Source organism: Terriglobales bacterium (assembly GCA_035651655.1).
In the GTDB taxonomy this organism is placed as follows: domain Bacteria; phylum Acidobacteriota; class Terriglobia; order Terriglobales; family Acidobacteriaceae; genus DASRFG01.
In genome coordinates this window covers 1-20120 of record DASRFG010000005.1, presented here as the reverse complement: position 1 = coordinate 20120, position 20120 = coordinate 1, and the positions used below count along the sequence as shown (strand labels likewise).

18 protein-coding genes are annotated in these 20120 nt (G+C 57.1%); 8 read left to right on the top strand and 10 right to left on the bottom strand.

The annotated features are described in order from the left end of the window. The first annotated feature begins 164 nt into the window (after positions 1 to 164). Positions 165 to 668 carry a prepilin-type N-terminal cleavage/methylation domain-containing protein gene (locus tag VFA76_02745; GenBank protein ID HZR30758.1) on the top strand — a complete coding sequence of 168 codons (504 nt, stop codon included), beginning with the start codon at positions 165 to 167 and terminating at the stop codon, positions 666 to 668. A gap of 73 nt (positions 669 to 741) precedes the next feature. Here VFA76_02745 and VFA76_02740 read toward each other — a convergent pair whose 3' ends face one another. After that, positions 742 to 1905, bottom strand: coding sequence for an ATP-dependent DNA ligase (locus VFA76_02740; protein HZR30757.1), 1164 nt, complete (start codon positions 1903 to 1905; stop codon positions 742 to 744). Between the two features lie 212 nt (positions 1906 to 2117). Between VFA76_02740 and VFA76_02735 the strand changes: the two genes are divergently transcribed. Beyond that, on the top strand, positions 2118 to 3014 hold the full coding sequence (locus tag VFA76_02735; GenBank protein ID HZR30756.1) for a farnesyl diphosphate synthase: 897 nt from the start codon (positions 2118 to 2120) through the stop codon (positions 3012 to 3014). Continuing rightward, the gene (gene bshB1, locus VFA76_02730) at positions 3011 to 3730 is read left to right on the top strand and encodes a bacillithiol biosynthesis deacetylase BshB1 (protein ID HZR30755.1); all 720 of its coding nucleotides are present in this window, start codon (positions 3011 to 3013) and stop codon (positions 3728 to 3730) included. Before VFA76_02735 ends, bshB1 begins: the two co-directional genes overlap by 4 nt. 163 nt (positions 3731 to 3893) lie before the next feature. Here bshB1 and VFA76_02725 read toward each other — a convergent pair whose 3' ends face one another. Genes VFA76_02725 through VFA76_02715 form a run of 3 tightly spaced genes read right to left on the bottom strand, consistent with a single transcriptional unit; the run spans position 3894 to position 5673 of the window. Next, complete coding sequence (locus tag VFA76_02725; GenBank protein ID HZR30754.1) at positions 3894 to 4565, bottom strand: O-methyltransferase; 672 nt, start codon at positions 4563 to 4565, stop codon at positions 3894 to 3896. A 14-nt stretch (positions 4566 to 4579) separates the two neighbouring features. Then, the gene (locus VFA76_02720) at positions 4580 to 5281 is read right to left on the bottom strand and encodes a metal-dependent hydrolase (protein ID HZR30753.1); all 702 of its coding nucleotides are present in this window, start codon (positions 5279 to 5281) and stop codon (positions 4580 to 4582) included. Between the two features lie 23 nt (positions 5282 to 5304). Continuing rightward, positions 5305 to 5673: a rhodanese-like domain-containing protein gene (locus VFA76_02715; protein ID HZR30752.1), complete on the bottom strand. Its 369-nt coding sequence runs from the start codon at positions 5671 to 5673 to the stop codon at positions 5305 to 5307. Between the two features lie 48 nt (positions 5674 to 5721). On the opposite strand from VFA76_02715, the gene hpt reads away from it, so the two are divergent. The 4 genes from hpt to lysA all read left to right on the top strand — a co-directional run bounded on the left by hpt (position 5722) and on the right by lysA (position 10264). Continuing rightward, positions 5722 to 6300, top strand: a complete 579-nt coding sequence (gene hpt, locus VFA76_02710) for a hypoxanthine phosphoribosyltransferase (GenBank protein ID HZR30751.1) — start codon at positions 5722 to 5724, stop codon at positions 6298 to 6300. 38 nt (positions 6301 to 6338) lie between these two features. Then, the gene (gene deoC, locus VFA76_02705) at positions 6339 to 7052 is read left to right on the top strand and encodes a deoxyribose-phosphate aldolase (protein HZR30750.1); all 714 of its coding nucleotides are present in this window, start codon (positions 6339 to 6341) and stop codon (positions 7050 to 7052) included. Positions 7053 to 7142: 90 nt separating this feature from the next. After that, entirely contained in the window at positions 7143 to 8909 is a 1767-nt protein-coding gene (locus VFA76_02700; protein ID HZR30749.1) for a SpoIIE family protein phosphatase, read from the top strand. A 134-nt stretch (positions 8910 to 9043) separates the two neighbouring features. Beyond that, positions 9044 to 10264 (top strand): diaminopimelate decarboxylase, encoded by a 1221-nt coding sequence (gene lysA, locus VFA76_02695; protein ID HZR30748.1) that lies wholly within the window; start codon positions 9044 to 9046, stop codon positions 10262 to 10264. A gap of 287 nt (positions 10265 to 10551) precedes the next feature. Here the strand turns inward: lysA and VFA76_02690 are convergent, their stop codons facing one another. The 4 genes from VFA76_02690 to VFA76_02675 form a co-directional block, all read right to left on the bottom strand. Beyond that, positions 10552 to 12249, bottom strand: a complete 1698-nt coding sequence (locus tag VFA76_02690) for an amidohydrolase (protein HZR30747.1) — start codon at positions 12247 to 12249, stop codon at positions 10552 to 10554. Continuing rightward, on the bottom strand, positions 12246 to 13097 hold the full coding sequence (locus VFA76_02685) for an NAD(+)/NADH kinase (GenBank protein ID HZR30746.1): 852 nt from the start codon (positions 13095 to 13097) through the stop codon (positions 12246 to 12248). The genes VFA76_02690 and VFA76_02685 overlap by 4 nt, the downstream gene beginning before the upstream one ends. A gap of 124 nt (positions 13098 to 13221) precedes the next feature. After that, positions 13222 to 13974 (bottom strand): TlyA family RNA methyltransferase, encoded by a 753-nt coding sequence (locus tag VFA76_02680; protein HZR30745.1) that lies wholly within the window; start codon positions 13972 to 13974, stop codon positions 13222 to 13224. Positions 13975 to 14236: 262 nt separating this feature from the next. Next, a complete protein-coding gene (locus VFA76_02675) occupies positions 14237 to 15001 on the bottom strand; it encodes an SDR family oxidoreductase (GenBank protein HZR30744.1) in 765 nt (254 codons plus the stop codon). Between the two features lie 105 nt (positions 15002 to 15106). Between VFA76_02675 and VFA76_02670 the strand changes: the two genes are divergently transcribed. After that, a complete protein-coding gene (locus VFA76_02670) occupies positions 15107 to 15700 on the top strand; it encodes a hypothetical protein (protein HZR30743.1) in 594 nt (197 codons plus the stop codon). A gap of 10 nt (positions 15701 to 15710) precedes the next feature. Here the strand turns inward: VFA76_02670 and VFA76_02665 are convergent, their stop codons facing one another. After that, positions 15711 to 19235 carry a hypothetical protein gene (locus tag VFA76_02665; protein HZR30742.1) on the bottom strand — a complete coding sequence of 1175 codons (3525 nt, stop codon included), beginning with the start codon at positions 19233 to 19235 and terminating at the stop codon, positions 15711 to 15713. A gap of 250 nt (positions 19236 to 19485) precedes the next feature. After that, positions 19486 to 20120 (bottom strand): NAD-dependent epimerase/dehydratase family protein (locus tag VFA76_02660; protein HZR30741.1); only part of this gene is annotated, 635 nt, incomplete at its 5' end.

The window sequence follows — 20120 nt, the reverse complement described above, 5'->3', positions numbered from 1 at the left end:
GTGGCCGTTCCTCGTTTGTTGGCTTTGGCTTAGGGCTCAGGTGAGCCTGGGCAAAGCTGGCAGCAGATGTGCAATACTGGAATACAGCCAGCAGACGGGCTTTCCCGGCTGATTTGACGGCCGCGACACACACCTTGAAATATCGCTAGGAATTGAGACCACAAATGAAACGGAAAAAGGGTTTTTCCTTAATTGAGCTGCTAATTGTAGTAGCTATCATATTGATCATCGCTGCTATTGCCATTCCCAACCTGCTGCGGGCAAAAATTTCGGCTGACGAAGCCTCGGCAGTCGCCTCTATCAAAGCCATCAACACAGCTGAACTCTCCTACCAGACGGCATATCCGACAACCGGTTATGCGCCAAATTTGAGCAGCCTGGGAGGAGCGAATCCGTGTAATCCATCGCCCGCCAGCGCCTGCCTGATTGACAACACCCTGGCGATCGGCATGAAGAGTGGATATAACTTTGCCGCGGTGGGAGGAAATCCGGTAAACGGCGTCAATACGACCTACGTCGCCGGGGCTGCGCCTACCAGCTACAACCAGTCCGGAGTGCGCCAGTTCTGCTCCAGCGAGGACAACGTGATCCGCTGGGATGCGAATACCGGCAAGAGCACTTCTCCGCCGAGCGCGGCGCAGTGCCAAGGATTTACCTCACTGCAATAGCGATCTTGAGATGTGGGGGCGCGGCTGAAACCGCGCCCTTTCTTTTTGCCCGTAGTCGGGCACGAAATCTACTTCATACCGCAGACTCAAGTAAATTGGGCGCGGCGGTGCCCTCGATTGTGCGCGATTTCAGCTGGTCGAAAGTGCACTGGCGCGGTTTCTTGTCCGGACGCCAACGTAAAAACTTGGTGCCATGCCGGAAGCGTCCGCCGGAGAAGTGGTCGTACTGAACTTCGCAAACCAATTTAGGCTGGAGAGGCTGCCATTCGGTAGAGCGTTTGGTGCTCCAGCGGCTTGGGCCTCCAGGAGCCCGACCGGTAAACCCGGGCGGGCCGATAAGCGGCTCGAGGATTCCTTTTAATTTTTTGCGCTGTTCTTTATTGAAGCTGGAAGTAAACCCCACGTGATCAAGTAATTTCTGGTCGTTGTACAGGCCGAGCAGCAGCGAACCCACTCCGCCTCCCTTTTCCGCGTATCGAAAACCGCCGACCACACAGTCAGCGGTGCGAATACGCTTGATCTTGACCATCGAAGTGCGTTCACCGGAGCGGTAAGGCTGATCGAGCTGCTTGGCAACGATGCCGTCCAGGCCCGTAGCTGCGAGTTGATCCATCCATGTTTCAGCTTTTTGGCGCTTGGGGGTGGCGGGAGAAAGTTGAATTAACTTTTTCAGCTTCTTGAATGAGTGGTCGCCTTCGAGTTGATGGAAGAAATCCTCCAGCCTGGGTCGGCGATCAGCCAACGGAAGCTCGACCAGCGACTTTCCCTTCCTGTCCACCAGGAGATCAAAGCACATTAGGGTTACAGGAGTTTCGGCGGCCAGCTTGCGGATGCGGGACTCAGCCGGATGAATGCGCATGAGCAGCTCGTCGAAGGACAGGTGTCCGTCCGAAAAAATGACAATCTCGCCATCGAATACGAATCTTGGTGCGGGCAGTTGGCTGAGCGCAGCAACCAGTTCGGGAAAGTAGCGGCCGAGCGGCTGCCCGGCTTTGGACTGCAGCAGAACCTGATCTGCGCTGCGGAATGCGAGGCAGCGGAAGCCGTCCCACTTGGGCTCATAGAGCCAGCCGGGACCAGAGGGGATTTCAGAGACGGATTTGGCCTCCATGGGCGGATAAGGAGGTTTGATTGGAAGGTCGATATCTGGGAAATCGGCTTCCAGAGCTTCTTCTGGAAGAGCGCCGGCACCGATCCGGTCGCGGCTTTTGTGGTTTGTGAGTTTCTTTCGGGGCATATTCATTGGATGTAGAAGGTGAGTTCGGCAGATACCTCAGCGGCTAAAGCCGCCTTCATTAAGTGGCTTGTCTGCAGGGCTAAAGCCCTGCTGCACCCAGAGCAAAGTCAGCTTGTCGGTGTGAGGGGTAAAGACTTGCTGCAATCCTATCGGATCGGACTTGAGAATGGCATTTTTCGTTCTCGGGCTTCATCTCCTATACTCGGATGCTCATGCTCCAGCAGACACTTGAAAAGGGACGCCGTCTGGCGGATGCGGCGCTTGAACGCCTGCTGCCGCCAGCAACACAGTATCCACCATCTATCCATGAGGCGATGCGTCACAGCGTGATGGCGGGGGGCAAGCGACTACGCCCCATCTTGTGCATGGAAGCGGCGCGGATGATCGGTGAAAGAAATAGCGGCAGCAAGTTGCCTGATGGCGTGGACGAGCTTGGGGCCGCGCTGGAGATGCTACACACCTACTCACTGATCCACGACGACCTCCCGGCACTCGACAACGATGACCTGCGGCGAGGGCGCCCGACATCGCATAAAGTTTTCGGCGAGGCCACGGCGATTCTGGCCGGCGATGCGCTGCAGACATATGCCTATGAGGTGTTGGCACGGCTGCGTTGTCCCGCGGAGCGGAGAGTGCAGATCATTGAGGAGGTGGCGCATGCTACGGGGACGGTGGACGGCATGATTGGCGGCCAGGTAATGGACCTCGAGGCCCAGCACACCCGGCCTGACGCGAAGACACTGGAGTACATTCATCGCTCAAAGACCGCGGCGCTGATTACCGCCTCTGTCGTGACTGGCGGTCTTTATGCTGGAGCCAACAAGAATAGCGTAGGGCAGTTGCGGGCGTTTGGGCGTGCGATTGGCCTGGCATTCCAAATTGTGGACGACATTCTGGACGTGACCCAGTCATCGGAGCAATTAGGTAAAACCGCCGGTAAAGACACGGCCACAGAAAAGGCCACGTATCCGGCCCTGTTCGGAGTTGAGGAGTCGCAGCGGCGCGCGGATGAGTTGGTGCAGTCGGGTTGCGCCGCGCTGGACAGCTTCGGCGAACCGGCGAAGACGTTGAAGGGGTTGGCGAAGTTTTTGGTGGAAAGGAAGAAATGACCGCGCCTTCGCTCGACGTTCTCGCCATTGCGGCGCACCGCGACGACGTGGAACAGACTTGTGGGGGCACGCTGCTGAAGATGGCACAGCTTGGACATCGCACGGGAATTCTTGATCTGACACGTGGCGAGATGGGAACACGGGGAACGGCCGAAGATCGGGCGCAGGAAGCGCAACAGGCAGCCAGAGTTTTGCAGGTTGCGTGGCGAGAGGCGCTGGACATTCCCGATGGGCGGGTAGAGAACACTTGGGACAATCGGCTGAAAGTTGCGCGAGTGGTAAGGCAGCAGCGCCCGCGGGTCGTGGTCCTGCCCTATTGGAAAGGGCGGCATCCGGACCACTACATTTGTTCGGTGCTGGGATATGAAGCTTGCTTCCTGGCGGGGCTGGGGAAGTTGGAGCTGGGAGCGGCGCCACATCGTCCGTTCAAGATCGTGTACGCAACGCTCTATTACGACATTCGACCGAGCTTTGTGGTGGACATCACCGAGCAGTTTGAGGCACGGCTGCAATCAATTTATGCGTATAAGTCGCAGTTTTCCGATCAGGCGGCAGGGGCGGGCGACTTCCCTGCCCATGCCGACATCCGGGAACGAGTGGCAGCTATGGCCCGATACTACGGCATGTTTGCTGGTGTGAAGTACGCTGAGCCGTTTCTGCAGAAGGAAGTGGGCTTGGTGGAGGATTTGACGGCGGTGCCGGTGAAGTCAATATGAACGCAAGTTAAACCTAGGTCCCTCGCGCCATTCCGAACGAAGCGATGGCCACGCAACCATCTTTGCAGACGAGCTTAGGATTCCTCGGGGCTAAAGCCCGCTCGGAATGAATTCGGCCGCGCTTTGCTCGGGTCGGCGCTCTCTTGTAACTACAGAACCGCAGCTATGCCTTCAGCGCTACAGCTACGCCGTCGCGAAGAGGAATAATGGTGGTGAAAAATTCTGGTGAGCTGTATAAGAGCCGATTAAATTCCAGAATCGCTTTGGTAGGCGCATCGGCCCGGCCCTCGGGCTGGGCAACCTTGCCGCTCCACAGCACGTTATCCGCAACAAAAAGACCGCCCTTGCGGACGCGAGGCGCGGCTACACGAAAGGCGCGTGGATAGTCGTCTTTATCTATGTCGTTAAAGACGATGTCGAACGCTTCCTTCTGCTCGGAGAGAATTTCGATCGCGTCTCCGACCTTGATGGTCACGCGGTCGAGCACTCCTGCGCGTTCCAGGTTGCGGCGGGCGAGATCGGCATTCTTCTGGCTGCCATCGGTGTAGATCACGCGACCGCCCTCTCCGACCGCGCGCGCCCACCAAACTGTGGAGTAGCCGATGGCTGAACCCATCTCAAAGACGGTGCGAGCGTTGATCATTTTTCCAAGCTGATAGAGCAGACGACCGACGGCGGGACCGACGATAGGAACACTGCGCGCTGCGGCATCGGCTTCCATGTCGCGCAACGCAGGGTCGCGCTCAGGAAGGATTGAATAAAGGTAATCCTCGACAGCGCCGTGGGTGATGCCACCCATACGCCAGTAGGCGCGCACTTCCGCTTCGCTTGGCATTTAGCAGTCCTTTGCTAAGTTAGGGTTTGCCCAGGTTGCATTTCAATTATTTCGACATCTTTGGCCAGCCGCCTGAGTTCGCTCGGCTTTCCGGTAAGCGGCGGGAAGGTACCAAAGTGCATGGGGACAACAAATTTTGGCTGGAGCAGTTTGCAGGCGTAGGCAGCCTCGCGCGGTGACATGGTGTAGAGATCGCCGATGGGCAGCATGACAATGTCGGGGGCATAGAGTTCGCGGATGATCTGCATATCACCGAAGACGTTGGTATCGCCAGCGTGGTAGATCTTGATTCCGTTCTTAAATTCGATCACGTAGCCACAAGGCTCGCCGCCATAAATGATCTGGTCGCCATCGAGAATGCCGCAGGAGTGGTCAGCGTGAACCATGGTGACGCGAATGTCGTCCACCGCCTGGCTTCCGCCTTTGTTCATAGGAGAAATCATCTTGGCGCCTTTTTTCTCCAGCCAGTTGCATAGCTCGAAGATGCCCACCACGGTGGGATTATGGCGCTTGCAAATCTGTACCGCGTCACCGATGTGGTCGAAATGACCGTGAGTACAGAGCATGACGTCGAGCTTCTTGATGGTCTTCTCTTTTTCCGGGCACATGGGATTGCCCATGACCCAAGGGTCAATAAGTAGAGTCTTGCCGCCGGGAGTTTCAATGCGAAAAGTAGAATGCCCCAGCCACGTCAGCTTCACGCCATTCAGTTCCATTTCTCTCCTCTTGGTAATGGTAGTTACTTTTCGGTCTGCCTCTTTTGCGATTGGTCCCATCCGCGATAACCGCCCGCCAGGGAGAGAACGTTCTTGAAGCCCATCTTTTTGAGGTTCCAGGCGGCCAGAGCGGACCGGCTGCCACCACCGCAGTAGAGCACGATTTTTCTGTTCTTGTCGGTAGTTACCTGATCAATGCTGTACTCCAACACACCGCGGGAGATATTGGTTGCACCGGGAATTGTGCCCTTGGCCGCATCATCTTTTTCGCGTACGTCAATAAGAGCAAAATCCTCACCCGCCTGTTGCATAGCCTGTAGATCGGCCGCGGTGATCTCGCAGATATGACTCTTGGCTTCTTGAACCAGTTGCTGAAATTCAGGCAGTGGCATGGCAGAGATCGAAGAAATTCACGAAGCAAGCATTCTATCGTTTATGCTATGCGCGTGTCAGAGCTCAAGGTCCTTCTCAGTCGGGAGCAGATCGCGCGTAGAGTGGCCGAGCTGGCGGCGCAGATTACCGCGGACTACGCCGGGCAGTCGGTCATTTTTATCGGGGTACTTAAAGGAGCGGCAATTTTTCTGAGCGATCTGGCCCGGCAGGTGCAGCTCGATGCCAGTTTCGACTTTATCGGGGTGAGCAGTTACGGCGATCAAAAGGGGCGACCGGGAGAGGGCAATCCAAGGGAGAGGTCGCGGACTTGGGATTCCAGCGGAGAAGTGCGCCTAACCAAAGATGTGGAGCACTCAATGGGCGGCAAAAACGTGCTGCTGGTGGAAGACATTCTGGACACAGGACTGACGCTTACGTATATCAAAAACATGCTGGCGGCACACCAGCCGAAGTCGCTAAGGATGGTGACGTTGTTGGACAAGCCGTCGCGGCGAATTAAGCCCTTGCAAGCCGACTATGTGGGCTTCACGATTCCTGACCAGTTTGTGGTGGGCTATGGGATGGACTTTGCCGAACGATATCGCAACCTGCCAGATATTTGCGTTATGGGTGAGGGGGCATCGTAGCGGGTCCGGGTTGCGGCCAAACTGTTAGAATTCTTTTTATGTCACAGACTTCGCTGGTCACTCCGCCGGCTCAAACGACATTCAAGGATTGGCAATCGGCAGCCCGGCTTATTGATCACAGCTTACTGCGGCCCGATACGACGCGACAAGAGATCGTGAAGCTGTGCAAGGAAGCGCAGCGTTACCGGTTTGCAACCGTTTGCGTGCAGCAGTGTTGGGTGGCGCAGGCAGTTTCAGAACTGAACGGCAGCGGAATCAAAGTGGATGTACCCATCGGTTTCCCACAGGGCGCCATGCTGACCACGGTGAAGCGTTTTGAGGCTGCCGAGGTATTGAAGCTGGGCGCGGGCGAAATTGACATGGTGCTCAACATCGGCGCGCTTAAATCTGGAGAGAGCAAATTTGTGGAGAACGACATCCGCGCGGTGGCTGAACGAGCACACGACGGCAACGCTATACTTAAAGTAATACTTGAAATGACGCTTCTCACCCCAGACGAGAAGCGGCTGGCCTGCGAGTTGTCACTGGCTGCTGGCGCAGATTTTGTAAAGACGTCTACCGGGCTGGTGGGCGGCGCGACGGAAGAGGATGTTCGTCTGATGCGTTCGGTGGTCGGAGAGCGCGCCGGAATAAAAGCTTCTGGCGGAGTTCGCAACGCCGCCGATATGGCGAAGATGGTCGCTGCCGGCGCCACCCGTATTGGAACCAGCTCAGGGGTCAGCATCGTGCGCGAGCTCGGCGCTCCCGAATAATTTCCCCTCTCCTAACTTGTCTCTTCACAGGCGAGCCACATCTGTAGGCGCTTCGCGGGACCCCGTCAGTCGGCTGGTATCATAAGCACAGTGGAAAGTGCTGAGGCCCAACTCGCTCCGGTACCGGTCGTCGAGCCGTTACTGCTCGAAGTAGCGGACGTGGTCAATACCACACTTGACCTGGATACTACGCTCCAGCGCGTGGCGGAATTAGTGCGCCGGGTAATTGATTACGAGATTTTTGCGATCCTGCTCCTGAACGAGAAAACCCAAGAGCTGCGCGCCCGCTTCCAGATTGGCTATCCCAAGGAAATTGCAGAGCAGATGCGGGTGAAAATGGGTGAAGGGGTCACCGGCCAGGCGGCGCAGCGGCGTGAAGCCGTGCTGGTGGGGAATGTTCTGGAGGACCAGCACTACATTAGCGCCATTCCGCTCGTGCGCTCGGAACTTGCCGTGCCGCTGATCGTTAAGGACAAGGTCATTGGCGTGATTGATCTGGAAGCGCCGCAACGCAATTACTTCACCGAAGAACATAAACGTTTACTGACCCTGATCGCATCGCGTATAGCAATCGGGATCGAGAATGCTCGTTTGTACACTCGCACCAACCGCCAGGCGCGAACGTTGCTAGTGCTGAATGAGATCAGCCGCGAGCTGACATCAATCCTCAACCTCGACCAGTTATTGAAGCGCATCGGGGAACTTCTGAGCCGGCTGATCGACTATCAGATGTTCAGCGTTTTGCTGCTGGACTCCACCGAGAGCATCCTGCAACACCGGTTCTCACTGAGGTTTAAGACGAATGTGCATCTGAAGCAGGACATCCCTCTCGATCGGGGACTGGTGGGGTACGCGGCGCGCCATCGTACCGGGGTGCTGGTTCCGGACGTCAAGAAAGATCCTCGATATATCGAACTGAATCCGGAGACCAGGTCGGAGCTTTGTGTTCCGTTGATCTATAAGGACAAAGTGATTGGTGTGCTTGATCTCGAACACACCCGCGTGGGCTACTTCACCGAAGACCATATGCGTACGCTGACAACGCTGGCGGCGCAGGTGGCGATTGCGATTGAAAATGCACGGCTGTATGAGGAGATTGCGCGGCAGGAAAGACGGCTGGAACGCGACCTTGCACTGGCGCACGCGCTGCAACTGAGGCTGCTTCCACAGACGTTGCCGAGGCTGAACAATTTGGAAGTGGCGGCGCGGTTTGTGCCAGCACGGGCGATCGGCGGCGATCTGTACGATTTTCTTTCATATTCACTTTCACGCACCGCGATTGTGGTAGGCGACGTGAGCGGCAAAGGAGCCCCGGCTGCCATCTATGCCGCACTAGTCAGCGGGATTTTGCGGTCACATTGTGCGGCGGAACCTTCGCCGGCCGAGATGCTTTCCGCGGTAAACCTGTCCTTGGGTGAGCGGCCGATAGAGGCGCAGTTCGTTTCCATCATTTATGCCTTGTGGGACGATGTGCAACGCAACCTGCAAATCGCAAGTTCTGGATTGCCGCGTCCCATTTACTGCCACGACGGGAAACTGGAGCGAGTGGAGGCTACGGGGCTGCCGCTGGGACTCTTTGCGGAGGCGGATTTCGAGGAGCTGAGCTTCAATCCGCGTCCGGGCGATCTGTTCGTGCTATTTAGCGATGGGATACTCGATGCTCGCAACCGTGACGGCGAGCTTTTTGGCCGGGAGCGCCTGGAAAAAGTTGTCTCCAAAGTGGCTAGCGGATCCGCGCAGGAAGTTGTGGACGCAATCTTTTCGGCGATGGGAGAACACGCAGCTGGGGTTGAAGCCTTCGATGACGCTACCGTTGTGGCGCTCAAAGTTAAAAGCAAAACGGCAAAAACAAAGTGAGCCGGCGAAAGGACGCTGCTAAGGGGAGCTCGGCTCGCCAGCGTGCGGACGCCGAATGCGTCCGGCCACCAGCATTCTGCTATAAACCTGAAAGGTCCTCTCAACCATCCAGCGCAGAACCGCACCGTGCAGTTTTGCACTGCGAGGCTGTATCGCTGTCCCGGCTGGCGGACAAGTTCGGCACTCCTCTTTACGTTTATTCCGGCAGCATGATTCGCGAGCGGTACCGCACTTTTGATCGGGTGTTTAAGACTCCGCATACCGTCTGCTATTCAGTAAAGGCGAACTCCAACCTGGGGATCCTGCGGCTGCTGTCTTCGCTGGGCTGCGGCTTCGATGTGATCTCAGGCGGCGAACTGGAGCGGGTATTGAAAGTGAGCCGTAAAGCGGCGCGAAACGTCGTTTTCTCTGGAGTGGGCAAGCAGGTTGACGAACTGGACCGCGCCCTGCGAGCCGACATCCTGCTCTTCAATGTGGAAAGCGAGGCGGAACTCGAGCTGCTCGCGGCACGCGCCGAACGCTTAAAAAAGCTTGCCCGGGTGGCGCTGCGAGTGAACCCGGACGTGCCGGCAGAAACGCATCCCTATATTTCAACCGGACTGCAGCAGCATAAATTTGGAATTCCGATTGGTGAAGCGCGCCGCCTCTATGCGCGCGCTGCCGACAGTCTCTTCCTGGAGGTTGCTGGCGTCAGCGTGCACATCGGTTCGCAGATCACCTCGATAGACCCGTTTGCGGCAGCGATGGAGAGGGTGGCAGAGCTGGTTCGTCAATTGCGGAATGATGGGCACACGATCCAGTACGTGGATGCAGGCGGAGGTCTGGGAATCGCGTATGAAAAGCCGCAGCCCAACAGCTTCTCGGAATACGCCAGCCAATATGCGGAAGCCGTAAGCCAGCCGCTACGCGGGTTGAAAGTTCATGTGTTACTTGAACCTGGGCGCGCGATTGTTGGACCGGCAGGTGTACTGCTAACCCGTGTTTTGTACAGGAAAAGTAACGCCAGCAAGTCTTTCGTAGTAGTAGACGCGGCGATGAACGATTTGCTGCGGCCAGCGCTGTACAGCGCATTTCACGAAATTGTGCCAATACAGAGCAGAGCGGCGAAGCAGGAATTGGTGGATGTGGTGGGGCCGGTGTGCGAGACGGGAGACTTCCTGGCGCGAGACCGCAATTTACCAGCCGTGAAAGAGGGCGAATTATTGGCAATCCTGGATGTGGGAGCATATGGAATGGTGTTAGCGTCGAATTACAACACGCGGCCACGTCCGGCAGAGATATTAGTGGAAGGAAGTAAGGCGCGGATGATCCGCAAGCGTGAGACAGTGGCGGAATTGATGCGGGGGGAGAAATAGGGGGGTTATTTGAGTCGGATCTGCACAGGCGAGGGCGCCTGTGCCCACGTGGGTGTGCCGACTTGATCGGCGAACCTTACCCGGAAGCCGAGACAAAGAACACACACAGGCGAGGGCGCCTGTGCCCACGTGGGTGTGCCGACTTGATCGGCGAACCTTACCCGAAAGCCGAGACAAAGAACACACACAGGCGAGGGCGCCTGTGCCCACGTGGGTGTGCCGACTTGATCGGCGAAGTATGCCCGGAAGGCGAGGCGGTGGCAGAGATCCAGTGTTCGATTAATACATCAGGGAGCTGTCTTCTCTTTTTGCCATACCACTTTGCCGCCGAGAATTGTGGTATCGACCTGCACGTCGCGAATGGTTTTGGGCTCAATGGTGAAAATATCGTCGCTGAGGATAACCATGTCAGCGAGCTTTCCGGGAGTGATTGAGCCTTTTTCTCTCTCCTGAAATTCGGCATAGGCCGAACCCATGGTGTAGGCCTCAACCGCTTCAGCCACGGTCAGCTTTTGCTCCGGAATCCAGCCGTTGGGATTTTTACCATCGAGGGTGGCGCGGGTCACGGCTGCGTAGATGGTGAGCAGCGGGTTTAGGGGAGCGACGTTCCAGTCAGTGCCGAGGGCAAGGCGGACTCTGTGGTCGAGGAAAGTCCGGAACGCGTACGTAGTCTTGATGCGCTCCGGACCAATGCGTTTTTCTGCCCAGCGGCCATCATCAATCGCGTGGTAAGGCTGCACCGAAGCGATGACGTCGAGGCGCGCAAAACGATCGAAATCCTTCGGGGACATATGCTGGGCGTGCTCGATACGCATTCGGCGGTCACTTGGGCCGTTGGCTTTGACGACTTTTTCGAAAAGATCCAGAATCAGGGAAATGCCTTGATCGCCGATAGCGTGAATGCAGAGCTGCAAGCCGGATTTATCGGCACCGATCATGCGGTCTCGCATTTTAGAGACCGGCTGCATTTCGTCGGTCAGCAGACCACGTGTATTGGGTGCGTCGCTGTAGGGTTGGAAAAAGTAGGCAGTGGTTGAACCGAGAGAACCGTCGGCATATCCCTTCACCGCCCCGATGCGCAGCAGCGGAGACCCGAAGCCGTGACGCGCTCCAATTTTCGCCTGGCTTTGCCAAGTTTCGATCAGCGGAGCGACGTACAGACGTGAGGTGAGGCCGCCCTCTTCTTCGAGTTTTTTATAGACGCGAATGTTAGCGGCGAGGTCATCTCCGGGATAGCCCATTTCCTGGAGGCTGGTGACGCCCAAACTACGGGCGTGTTCCAGAGCGCGCTGTGCCGCGCGCATGCGCTGATCGTGGGTCAGGGGCGGAATTGCCCGGTCGAGCAACTGCAGGGCCGCATCTTTCAGAATGCCGTTGGGATTTCCATGCGCGTCGCGTCCGATGGCGCCGCCTGGCGGGTCGGGGGTTCCGGCAGTGATGCCAGCAAGTTTCAAGGCAAGAGAATTCGCCAGGTACATGTGGCCGTCATAACGGTTTATTGCGACAGGATTGTCCGGTGTACTCGGGTCAATTAAGTCTTTGGTGGGCAGGGTCGCGGGATTCCAATTTTGTTCATCCCAGGTGCCGCCGGTGATCCATTCACCTTTGGGCCGAGAGCGCGCAAAGGTCGCGAGGCGCTGCACAAGCTCCTGCGGAGAGGAGGCATCCTTCAAATGCACACTCGCCAAGGCTTGACCGGCAGAAACGAAATGAACGTGGGCGTCGTTGAAACCGGGCAGGACCAACTTACCGCCCGCGTCAATCACGTTGGTTGACGAGCCGCGCCAGGCGTCAATCTCAGAGCTGGCGCCGACGGCGACGATGCGGCCGTTGAGCACGGCGACGGCTTCGGCGGAGGTGCGCTCTTTGTCTACGGTGTAAATATTGGCGTTGGTGATGATGAGGTCGGCGGCGGGACGATTTTGGGCGAATACCGCACCTGAGGCAAAAATCAAAAAAAAGAAGATTGCGCCAGAAACCTTCACCGTTGTCCCCATTTCAGTTTGGCGCGCAGCACGTCGAAGAAGGACTTTTCCATGCGCAGCAATTGCACCTTGTGTTCGGATTTTCGGCAGCTGACGCGGTCGCCATCTTTTAGCGGCATGCCCTCTTGCCCATCAACACTGAGGTAGGCGTCCTCTTCGTCGGTAACCAGAATTAAAATTTCAGAGGTGTCGCGCACTACTAAAGGGCGGTGAGTGAGAGCATGCGGCGACACCGGGGTGACCACGAACGCTTCCACCGAGGGAGCAAGCACGGGACCACCCGCGGCAAGGGAATAAGCGGTGGAGCCGGTGGGCGTAGCCACAATCAGCCCGTCAGCCTTGTAGTTGGAAACAAATACCTGGTCAACGTAGACATCAAAACTTCCAAGGCGGGCAATGGCGGTCTTGTTGACGACCACGTCATTGAGAGCTACGTAATCAGCGATGTATTTTTGGTTGCGCAGGAGCTGGCAATGTAACAAGGTGCGAGTTTCAGTGTGACAACACTTCTTCTCAATAGCCTCGAGCGTGGCATAGAGCTCGGGGAGCGGGACTTCAGTGAGAAATCCCAACGAGCCAAGGTTGACCCCGAGCACGGGGATTCCGGCTTTGGCCACAGAGCGCGCCGCTGCCAGCAATGTGCCGTCACCCCCAAGTACGATTACAAAGTTTGGTTTTCGGCTGGCGACCTCCGAGCGCTCGAGAGTCTCCTCGCCGGGAGCGTAGCCGGCGGTCACGGGGTCCACAACGACCTGGTAGTCGTGAGCCCGCAACCAGGCAAGCAGGTCCGGCAGAATGCGTGCCACTTCTGGCTTGGCGGGTTTCGAAAAAATCGCGACTGACTTCATTGGAGAACACTGTCCAGCATACCGGAAGCGTGATTGTACAGCCTGCAAGGTGAGTGTCACTACTGTCTGCAACGGTATTTGGGAGCGTCATGCTGGCGACGAGAGAAGGCAGTGATTGAGCGATTCAGAAAATTGCGTAAAGCAAGAATTCGCGGTTGCCTTCTGCGCCGAGGATGGGTGACTCGATAAAGTCGGTGCTCGTTGCACCCAATTCGACCACTTTTTGCCTGACTTTTTCGACGGCGGCCAACTGTGCCGCAGGATCGCGCACGATGCCTCTCTTCCCTACCTGGGTTCGACCCACTTCGAATTGCGGCTTCACAAGAACGATGATGTGCTTGTTCTGCGCTGCCTCGGTGTGTGTTCTCGAGAAAGCGGCCTGAACCACGGCGGGAAGGACCAAGGTCGCAGAAATGAAAGAGACATCCATCACCACGAGAGAGATCGGCTCGAGGACATCCTCCGCGCGGAGGTAGCGGGCGTTCGTCTTCTCCAGCAGGCGCACCCGAGGGTCCTCACGAAGACTGAGGTGGATCTGACCGTAACCGGTATCCACCGCGATCACTCTCGCTGCGCCGTGTTGCAGAAGGCAATCGGTGAAGCCACCCGTGGAAGCGCCCACATCGAGGCAGGAGAGGCCTTCAACTTTGATTCTCCAATGCTCAAGTGCCTTTTCGAGCTTGAGTCCGCCCCGGCTCACATACCGCAAATCGCTGCCCAAGAGGCGTAGTTCGGCGGCTCCGTGAATTGCAGTGCCGGGCTTCTCCACCTTTTGGCCGTTGACGAGTACGCGGCCGGCCAGCACCAGGGCTTGGGCGCGTTCACGGGAGGCGGCGAGGCCGCGATCCACGAGCAGCTTATCGAGCCGTTGTTTCACCACACTAGTATGGAGCAGGCGGTTAAATTTTCACTGGATAAGAAGAACTGTGATTATTGTTTGCATTAAACCGCACTTGGGTGTGTGCAAGTAGTAGAAGTCACATGAGTTGATGGAGTTACCAGAGTACTTACACAGTTTTCCACATAATTTTCCACAGGCGTGTTGAAAAGTCCCAAGGGCCTCCGGTCACGAGATTGCAACCGGATAGAGATCATCGCCAACAACGCGTCGCCGACCGTGCAGACAAGAATGTGCATGCTCAGTCCAGACTAAGTCCGCCATCCACAACCAAAAGTTGTCCGGTAATGAATTGCGGAGCCGTGGCAAAGAAGGCTACGGCGGCGGCGACCTCAGCCGCGGTGCCGTTGCGCTTCATGGGAGTATGCGCGGCGGTTTTTCGAAAGAAAGCTGCGCTCTTGGGTTCGTGCATGTCAATCATGCCGGGCGCTACGCAATTCACCGCGATGTCGGGCGCGAGCGCCTTGGCCATTACCTGGGTGAGCATCGTAAGGGCTGCTTTCGATGAGCAATAGTGTGCATGTGTGGCCCAGGGACGGATTCCGCCCAGCGAACCGAGATTGATAATTCGTCCTTTACGTTTGCGCAGCGCGGGCAAGGCGGCTTGGGAGACCAGAAATGGGCCACGCACATTGGTGGCGAAGACCGCATCCCATTGCTGGGGCGTGATGTCTTCGAAATTTACGGTTTCGTAGATCGCGGCGTTGTTGACCAGAATATCCAGGCCGCCGAACTCTTTCACCACCTGTTTGATGGTGGCTTGGACGTCCTTTGGGTCGGTGACATCGCAGCAGAGAGCAAGAGAACGCACACCGAGGTGTTGAATTTCGGCGAAAGTGTCTTGCGCCTCGCGGGAAGAGGTGAGATAGGTTATGGCAACATCGGCGCCCCGTGAAGCCAGGGTGAGGGCAATTTCGCGTCCAATGCGGCGCGCGGCTCCGGTGACCAGCGCCACCTTGCCATGCAAATCCCCATCAGGGGCGCGCTTGTCTTTGGAAACGGCCATGAACAGGGATTGTACTCTGGGCCTGATTCTTCGAGGTGCCGCCGTCGTCATCCCACTGATCACTTTCAAGCGATCCGTTACTCAGTTACTTTTCGCAATATGGGAATGAAGATTTATCGCGTCGTGCGCTGGATGATGTTGGCGGGGCTGATAATTTCTATCGTTCTCATGCTTAAGAGTCCGGCACCCATTGCACCACAAGTGGATCCCGCCACGGCCAAGCTGAATGCGGACTCGTTCCAAGAAAAGCTCGGTGAGCTGCAGAGCGCACAAGAGAGCGGTGCAACCGGGACCGAGGTGCACTTCACTGCTCCGGAAGTGAACGCCGCATTAGTGACGGGCAATTCGGCGCAAGAAGCAGGCACGCCGGCCGGGGCCAATGCACCAGCCGACGCACCGGCCACAGTGAAGAGCGCGCAAGTGACCTTCGACGGCGATCAAGTCAAAGGACAATTTCTGACGGTAGTTTACGGACGAGAAGTGTATGTCACCATAGCCGGACGCCTGGGCAGCAAGGATGGATACGTCACCTTCGCGCCGACTGCGTTCAAGATCGGTGACCTGAGTGTGCCGGTAGGGATGGTTGATCCGGCTCTGCAAAAGAAGCTCGCTGATCCTGACCAGCATGAAAAGCTAAAGCTCCCAACTTTCGTCAAGGATTTGCGGGTGAAGCAAGGCGAGTTGGTGATGACAGAATAGGGTAGAACCTTCAGGAATGCTTCGCTTGTTTGCGCAGCAGGTGGAGCATGGACTCCAGCTTTTCGGCGAGTTCGCCCTGGGATTTTTCAATGGCAGTCTCGGCCGTCTGCTCGGTATCTTTCTGAAACTTCTCCAGGGCCTGGGCCAAGCGCTCCTTTAATAGCGGGTCGATGGTTTTTTCCAATTCAGCGAAGTGCTGGCCAAGTTCCTTGCCTTTACTGGCGGCAAGCTGCTCGATCTCGGATTGGGCCTCACGACCGCGGCGCTCAATGGGTTCCTTGGTAAGTTCGACGGCCATGTGGATACGCCCCTTGATTTCGCCGCTGGCCTCAATCAGGGAATCGTGTACGGCCTGACGGAAGCGGGCGGTCTCCTCATTGAGCCAAGCTTTGGCTTCCTCCACCTGTTTTTGGAATGCGCCGTCCCGAGCGTCAAACTGTTGCTTTTGCTGTTGAGTACTCAGCAGCAGTTGTTGCAGACCAACAGTGGCCGCGTCAGCGCGATCGACCAAGGGTGTCAACGAGCGCTCGAAGCGCGCCTTCATTTCAGCAATCTTGGAGTTAACAGCTGCGGCAGCAGCGCTCTCCAGACGCTCGTGGACGCGCTCGGTTACTTCGACGATGGCCTTTCCGATGTATTCTTCGAGCTTGCTTTCCCAACGAGCAGTAAGCTCGTGACCGTGGGCCTCGAAACGGTCAACATGGGCTGAGAGTTCTTCTGAGGCGCGTTCGGCTTTTTGGCGCTGCTGCTCGAGGTCGGATTGCAGCTTCCGGCGTATGGTGTCGCAAAGCTGATCGCCAGCCTCCCGAAGAATGCCTTCGGACGCGCGCTGTAACTCCTGGAACCGGTGCTGCAGGCTGCTGTCGAATTGCTGCTGGCTGCGGACGACCGCCTCGTCAAACTGGCGCTGACCGCGGGCCAGCGACTCGTCTACATTCTTTTGGAAGCGATCGCTGGCTTCGCTGATACGGCCGATCTCGTCTTCGGAGCGCTTATGCATGCGATCCAGGGCGGCGGTGGCGCCGTCTTGTAAACGCTCATTGGCGGCCTGGGAGAGCGCCCCGACGAGCGAAGCTACTGAATCCCGTGAGCGATTCACTTCCGCCACCTGGGCAGACAATTCAGCTGCCCGCCGCTCCAACTCGACCACTTGGGATTCCACCGAATTCTTGGCGCTCAGCAGTTCGCTGCGCTGGCTCTCGAAATGCAGACGGAGTTGCTCGCGGAGCGAGCTGGAAACATTCTCCCCGGCCTCGCGGAGCATGACATCCACCCGCTGTTTTAAATCCTCGGTTGCTTGCTCAACATCCAAGGCAGGTTGTTGACTTTGGGTGGCCTGCAATTCCTGAACGCGCGTTTGCAGGTTGATGACCGCTTGCTTCACGATAGCGATTTCCGCAGCGGCACTCTTGTGCAAGCGCTCGAGTGCGCCGGCCAATCCCTGCTCGATACGCTTATCAAACGCTTCGGGAGCGCTGATAAGCATCTCGAGTCCTTCGCGTGCCAGCTTCAACTGATTTAGTTTTGTGGTCAGGTCGCCGGCCAAATGTCCGACACGAGTTACCTCCGCATTGAGCGTCTGGCGTGCCGCTTCCAGTTGCTTTTGGTAGCCTTCAACCGTGGATTGCAGCTGTTGCTGGACTGATCCGAAGGTCTGGTTGCCAATCTCCTGCAGCTTGCTCTCAACCATCTGGGAGACTTTTTGGCTGCGTTGCTCGAGATTTGCTGTCCAGCGCTCTTCATGTTGGGCCAAGACTCCCTGGAGTTGCTCGGGAAATTCAGCGATTTCCTTTTGTACGCGGGCGATCTCCTGATCTCCGTGGTTGTGGAGGGCTTCCTGGGCGGCAACGGCAGCCTTCTCAACCTGCTGCTGCACGGTCTGGGGAAGGGATTGGACCACCGACTGCATCCACTCACGGGTTTGCTTCAGTTCCTCAAGCTGGATAAGGGCCTGTTGAACGCGGGCGACCTCTTGATCAGCCTGACCGTGGAGAGCTTCCTGGGCGGCAACGGCTGCTTTCTCAACCTGCTGCTGCACAGTTTGCGGAAGGGTTTGCATCACCGACTGCACCCACTCGCGGGTTTGCTTTAGTTCCTCAAGCTGGACAAGGGCCTGTTGAACGCGGGCGACCTCTTGATCAGCCTGACCGTGGAGAGCTTCCTGGGCGGCAACGGCTGCTTTCTCAACCTGCTGCTGCACAGTTTGCGGGAGGGTTTGCATCACCGACTGCACCCAATCGCAGGTTTGCTTCAGTTCTTCGAGCTGGGCAGAAACCAGGCCTTGCTGCTCCTTAAGCCTGGTAACCTCTTCGGGCGATAATTGAGGCAGTCCTGGCAGAGGCTCGGGAGCTTTAGGCTGATTCTGTTGAGAAGCAACGTCCTCCAACTGCCCCTGGAAGCGCCGCAATTGGTCCTCGATACGAACGACCTGCTCGTCGGTGTGGCTGCGCAGGCGTTCTTCCGCGGCGATCCCGAAGTCCCGGACTTGTTGTTCCATCGTCTTGGGGACGAGCTCAACCAAGGAGTGCATCCATTGCTGCAATTGCTTGATTTCTTCTGCCTGAGCGGCCAAAGCCTGTGTGGTGGCTGCTGAGGACGCGCTTGGCTGATCAGGTTCCAAAAGATCTGCCAGCGGCTCATCGGGATGGGCGGCCTGTTTCTGCGCCTGTTGCGCAAAGTCATCCAGTTTGGCCTGCAAGTCCTGTTGAAGTTGAGTGATGGTTTTGAGCTTAGCCTCGGAAGCGGCCATTTCCTGACGCCAGCTCTCGACTTTGACGTCCATCTCAGCTTCGAGCTGAGCGATCACCCCCTTGAGCTGCGCCTGGGCTTGTTGCCGGAGCTCCTCCCAATCACGTCCGCGTAGTTGGCGAACCGGTTCGCCAGAGGACTTCTTATCGCCTTCGAGTTTGCGACAAGCCTGCTCGAACTCCTGCAAGAGGGAGCTGGCGCGCTGCCGCATCTTCAATTCGAATTCTGTCAGAACAGGATTGGCCTCGCGATCGGAGGTAAACGCGGCGTCCGCTTGGCGCTGCGCGCCCTGAGAAAAGCCCAGACCCGGGGCGATGGCCAGTTCTGGAGCTTCAGGTTCGACGATGGTCAAGGAACCCGATAAGGCGGGTGTGCGACTGGCATTAGTCGGGCTGGTTGCTGCGGCGGCGGCGGCGAATGCGGCAGGAGCTGATTGATTCGCACCATTACCAGCCGGCGAAACTTGAAAGTCGGCGATGGCAATTTTCCAATCTTCTGGCGGATCTTTTACACCCCAAATATTGGCCGGCCGTTCCAGCTGAATGCCGAGTAGCCAGGAGCGTTCTTCGCCCAAGGGCACGACATCAGCCACATGCGCCGGCGCTTCCCCGTTTTCAGGGAGTCCGGTCAACTTGACGCGGGTGCCGCGATCGAGAGGCGTGGTCGAGATGAGGCCACAGCCGTGGGCATTTACGGAGACGGTCTCACAGGTTTCCGAAAAAGCGGCGGAATCTACCGTACTAATGCGGACAGGAATCTCCCACCGGATCCGGGTGGAACGCCGCATTATGGTGAATTCAGGCAAACCGTTTTTTTGCTTCCCTAGCGGATGTGGTTACTTTTCGACAAATTGGTGGCATGGTCGGGAGGATGGCCATCCGCAAGAGGATTGTATTTTCAATAGGAAAACGGGAGAAAGTCACTAAAGTAACTCGATGCGAAAAGCGGAAGGAATTGGCGCACTTTGGGCACCAAAGTAACTGGTAAGCGGGAATTCAAGAGCCGGCGGAGCGCAGGTGGGCTGCGCCGAAGCTTCGTCAGCGTGCGACAGCACCGCCTATGTTGAGTGCCGGGTTTGCACCTATCCGTGAAACAGCGAGACTGGTCCTGACCTGCTCCTCGATCCAGTGGTAGGTACGGGCTAACCCCTCCTCCAGCGAGACCTTCGGTTCCCAACCTAATATCTGCTGAACGCGAGTGTTATCAGAGTTGCGGCCACGCACGCCTATCGGGCCTGAGACGTGCGTCTTCTCTATTGCGACTCCAGCAATGCCTGCGATGAGGTCAGCCAGCTGATTGATGGAAACCATGCGGTCCTGCCCAAGGTTAAGCGGATACGGGTAATCGGAGCGCATTAATTTGTAGAGTCCGAGGATGCAATCGTCTACGTAGCAGAAGGATCTGGTCTGCTCACCGTCCCCCCAAATTGCAATTTCGTTCGAGCCCGACAGTTTGGCAGTGGCGATTTTCCGGCACAAAGCGGCAGGGACTTTTTCACGTCCTCCCTGCCAGGTACCTTTGGGTCCGAAAATGTTGTGGAAGCGAACGACGCGGGTTTGAAGGCCATATTCTTCGCGATAATGAGTGCAGCGGATTTCGGCAAGAAGCTTTTCCCAACCGTACGCGTCCTGCGGGGCGGCTGGATAAGCATCTTCTTCTTTCAAGCCGGCAC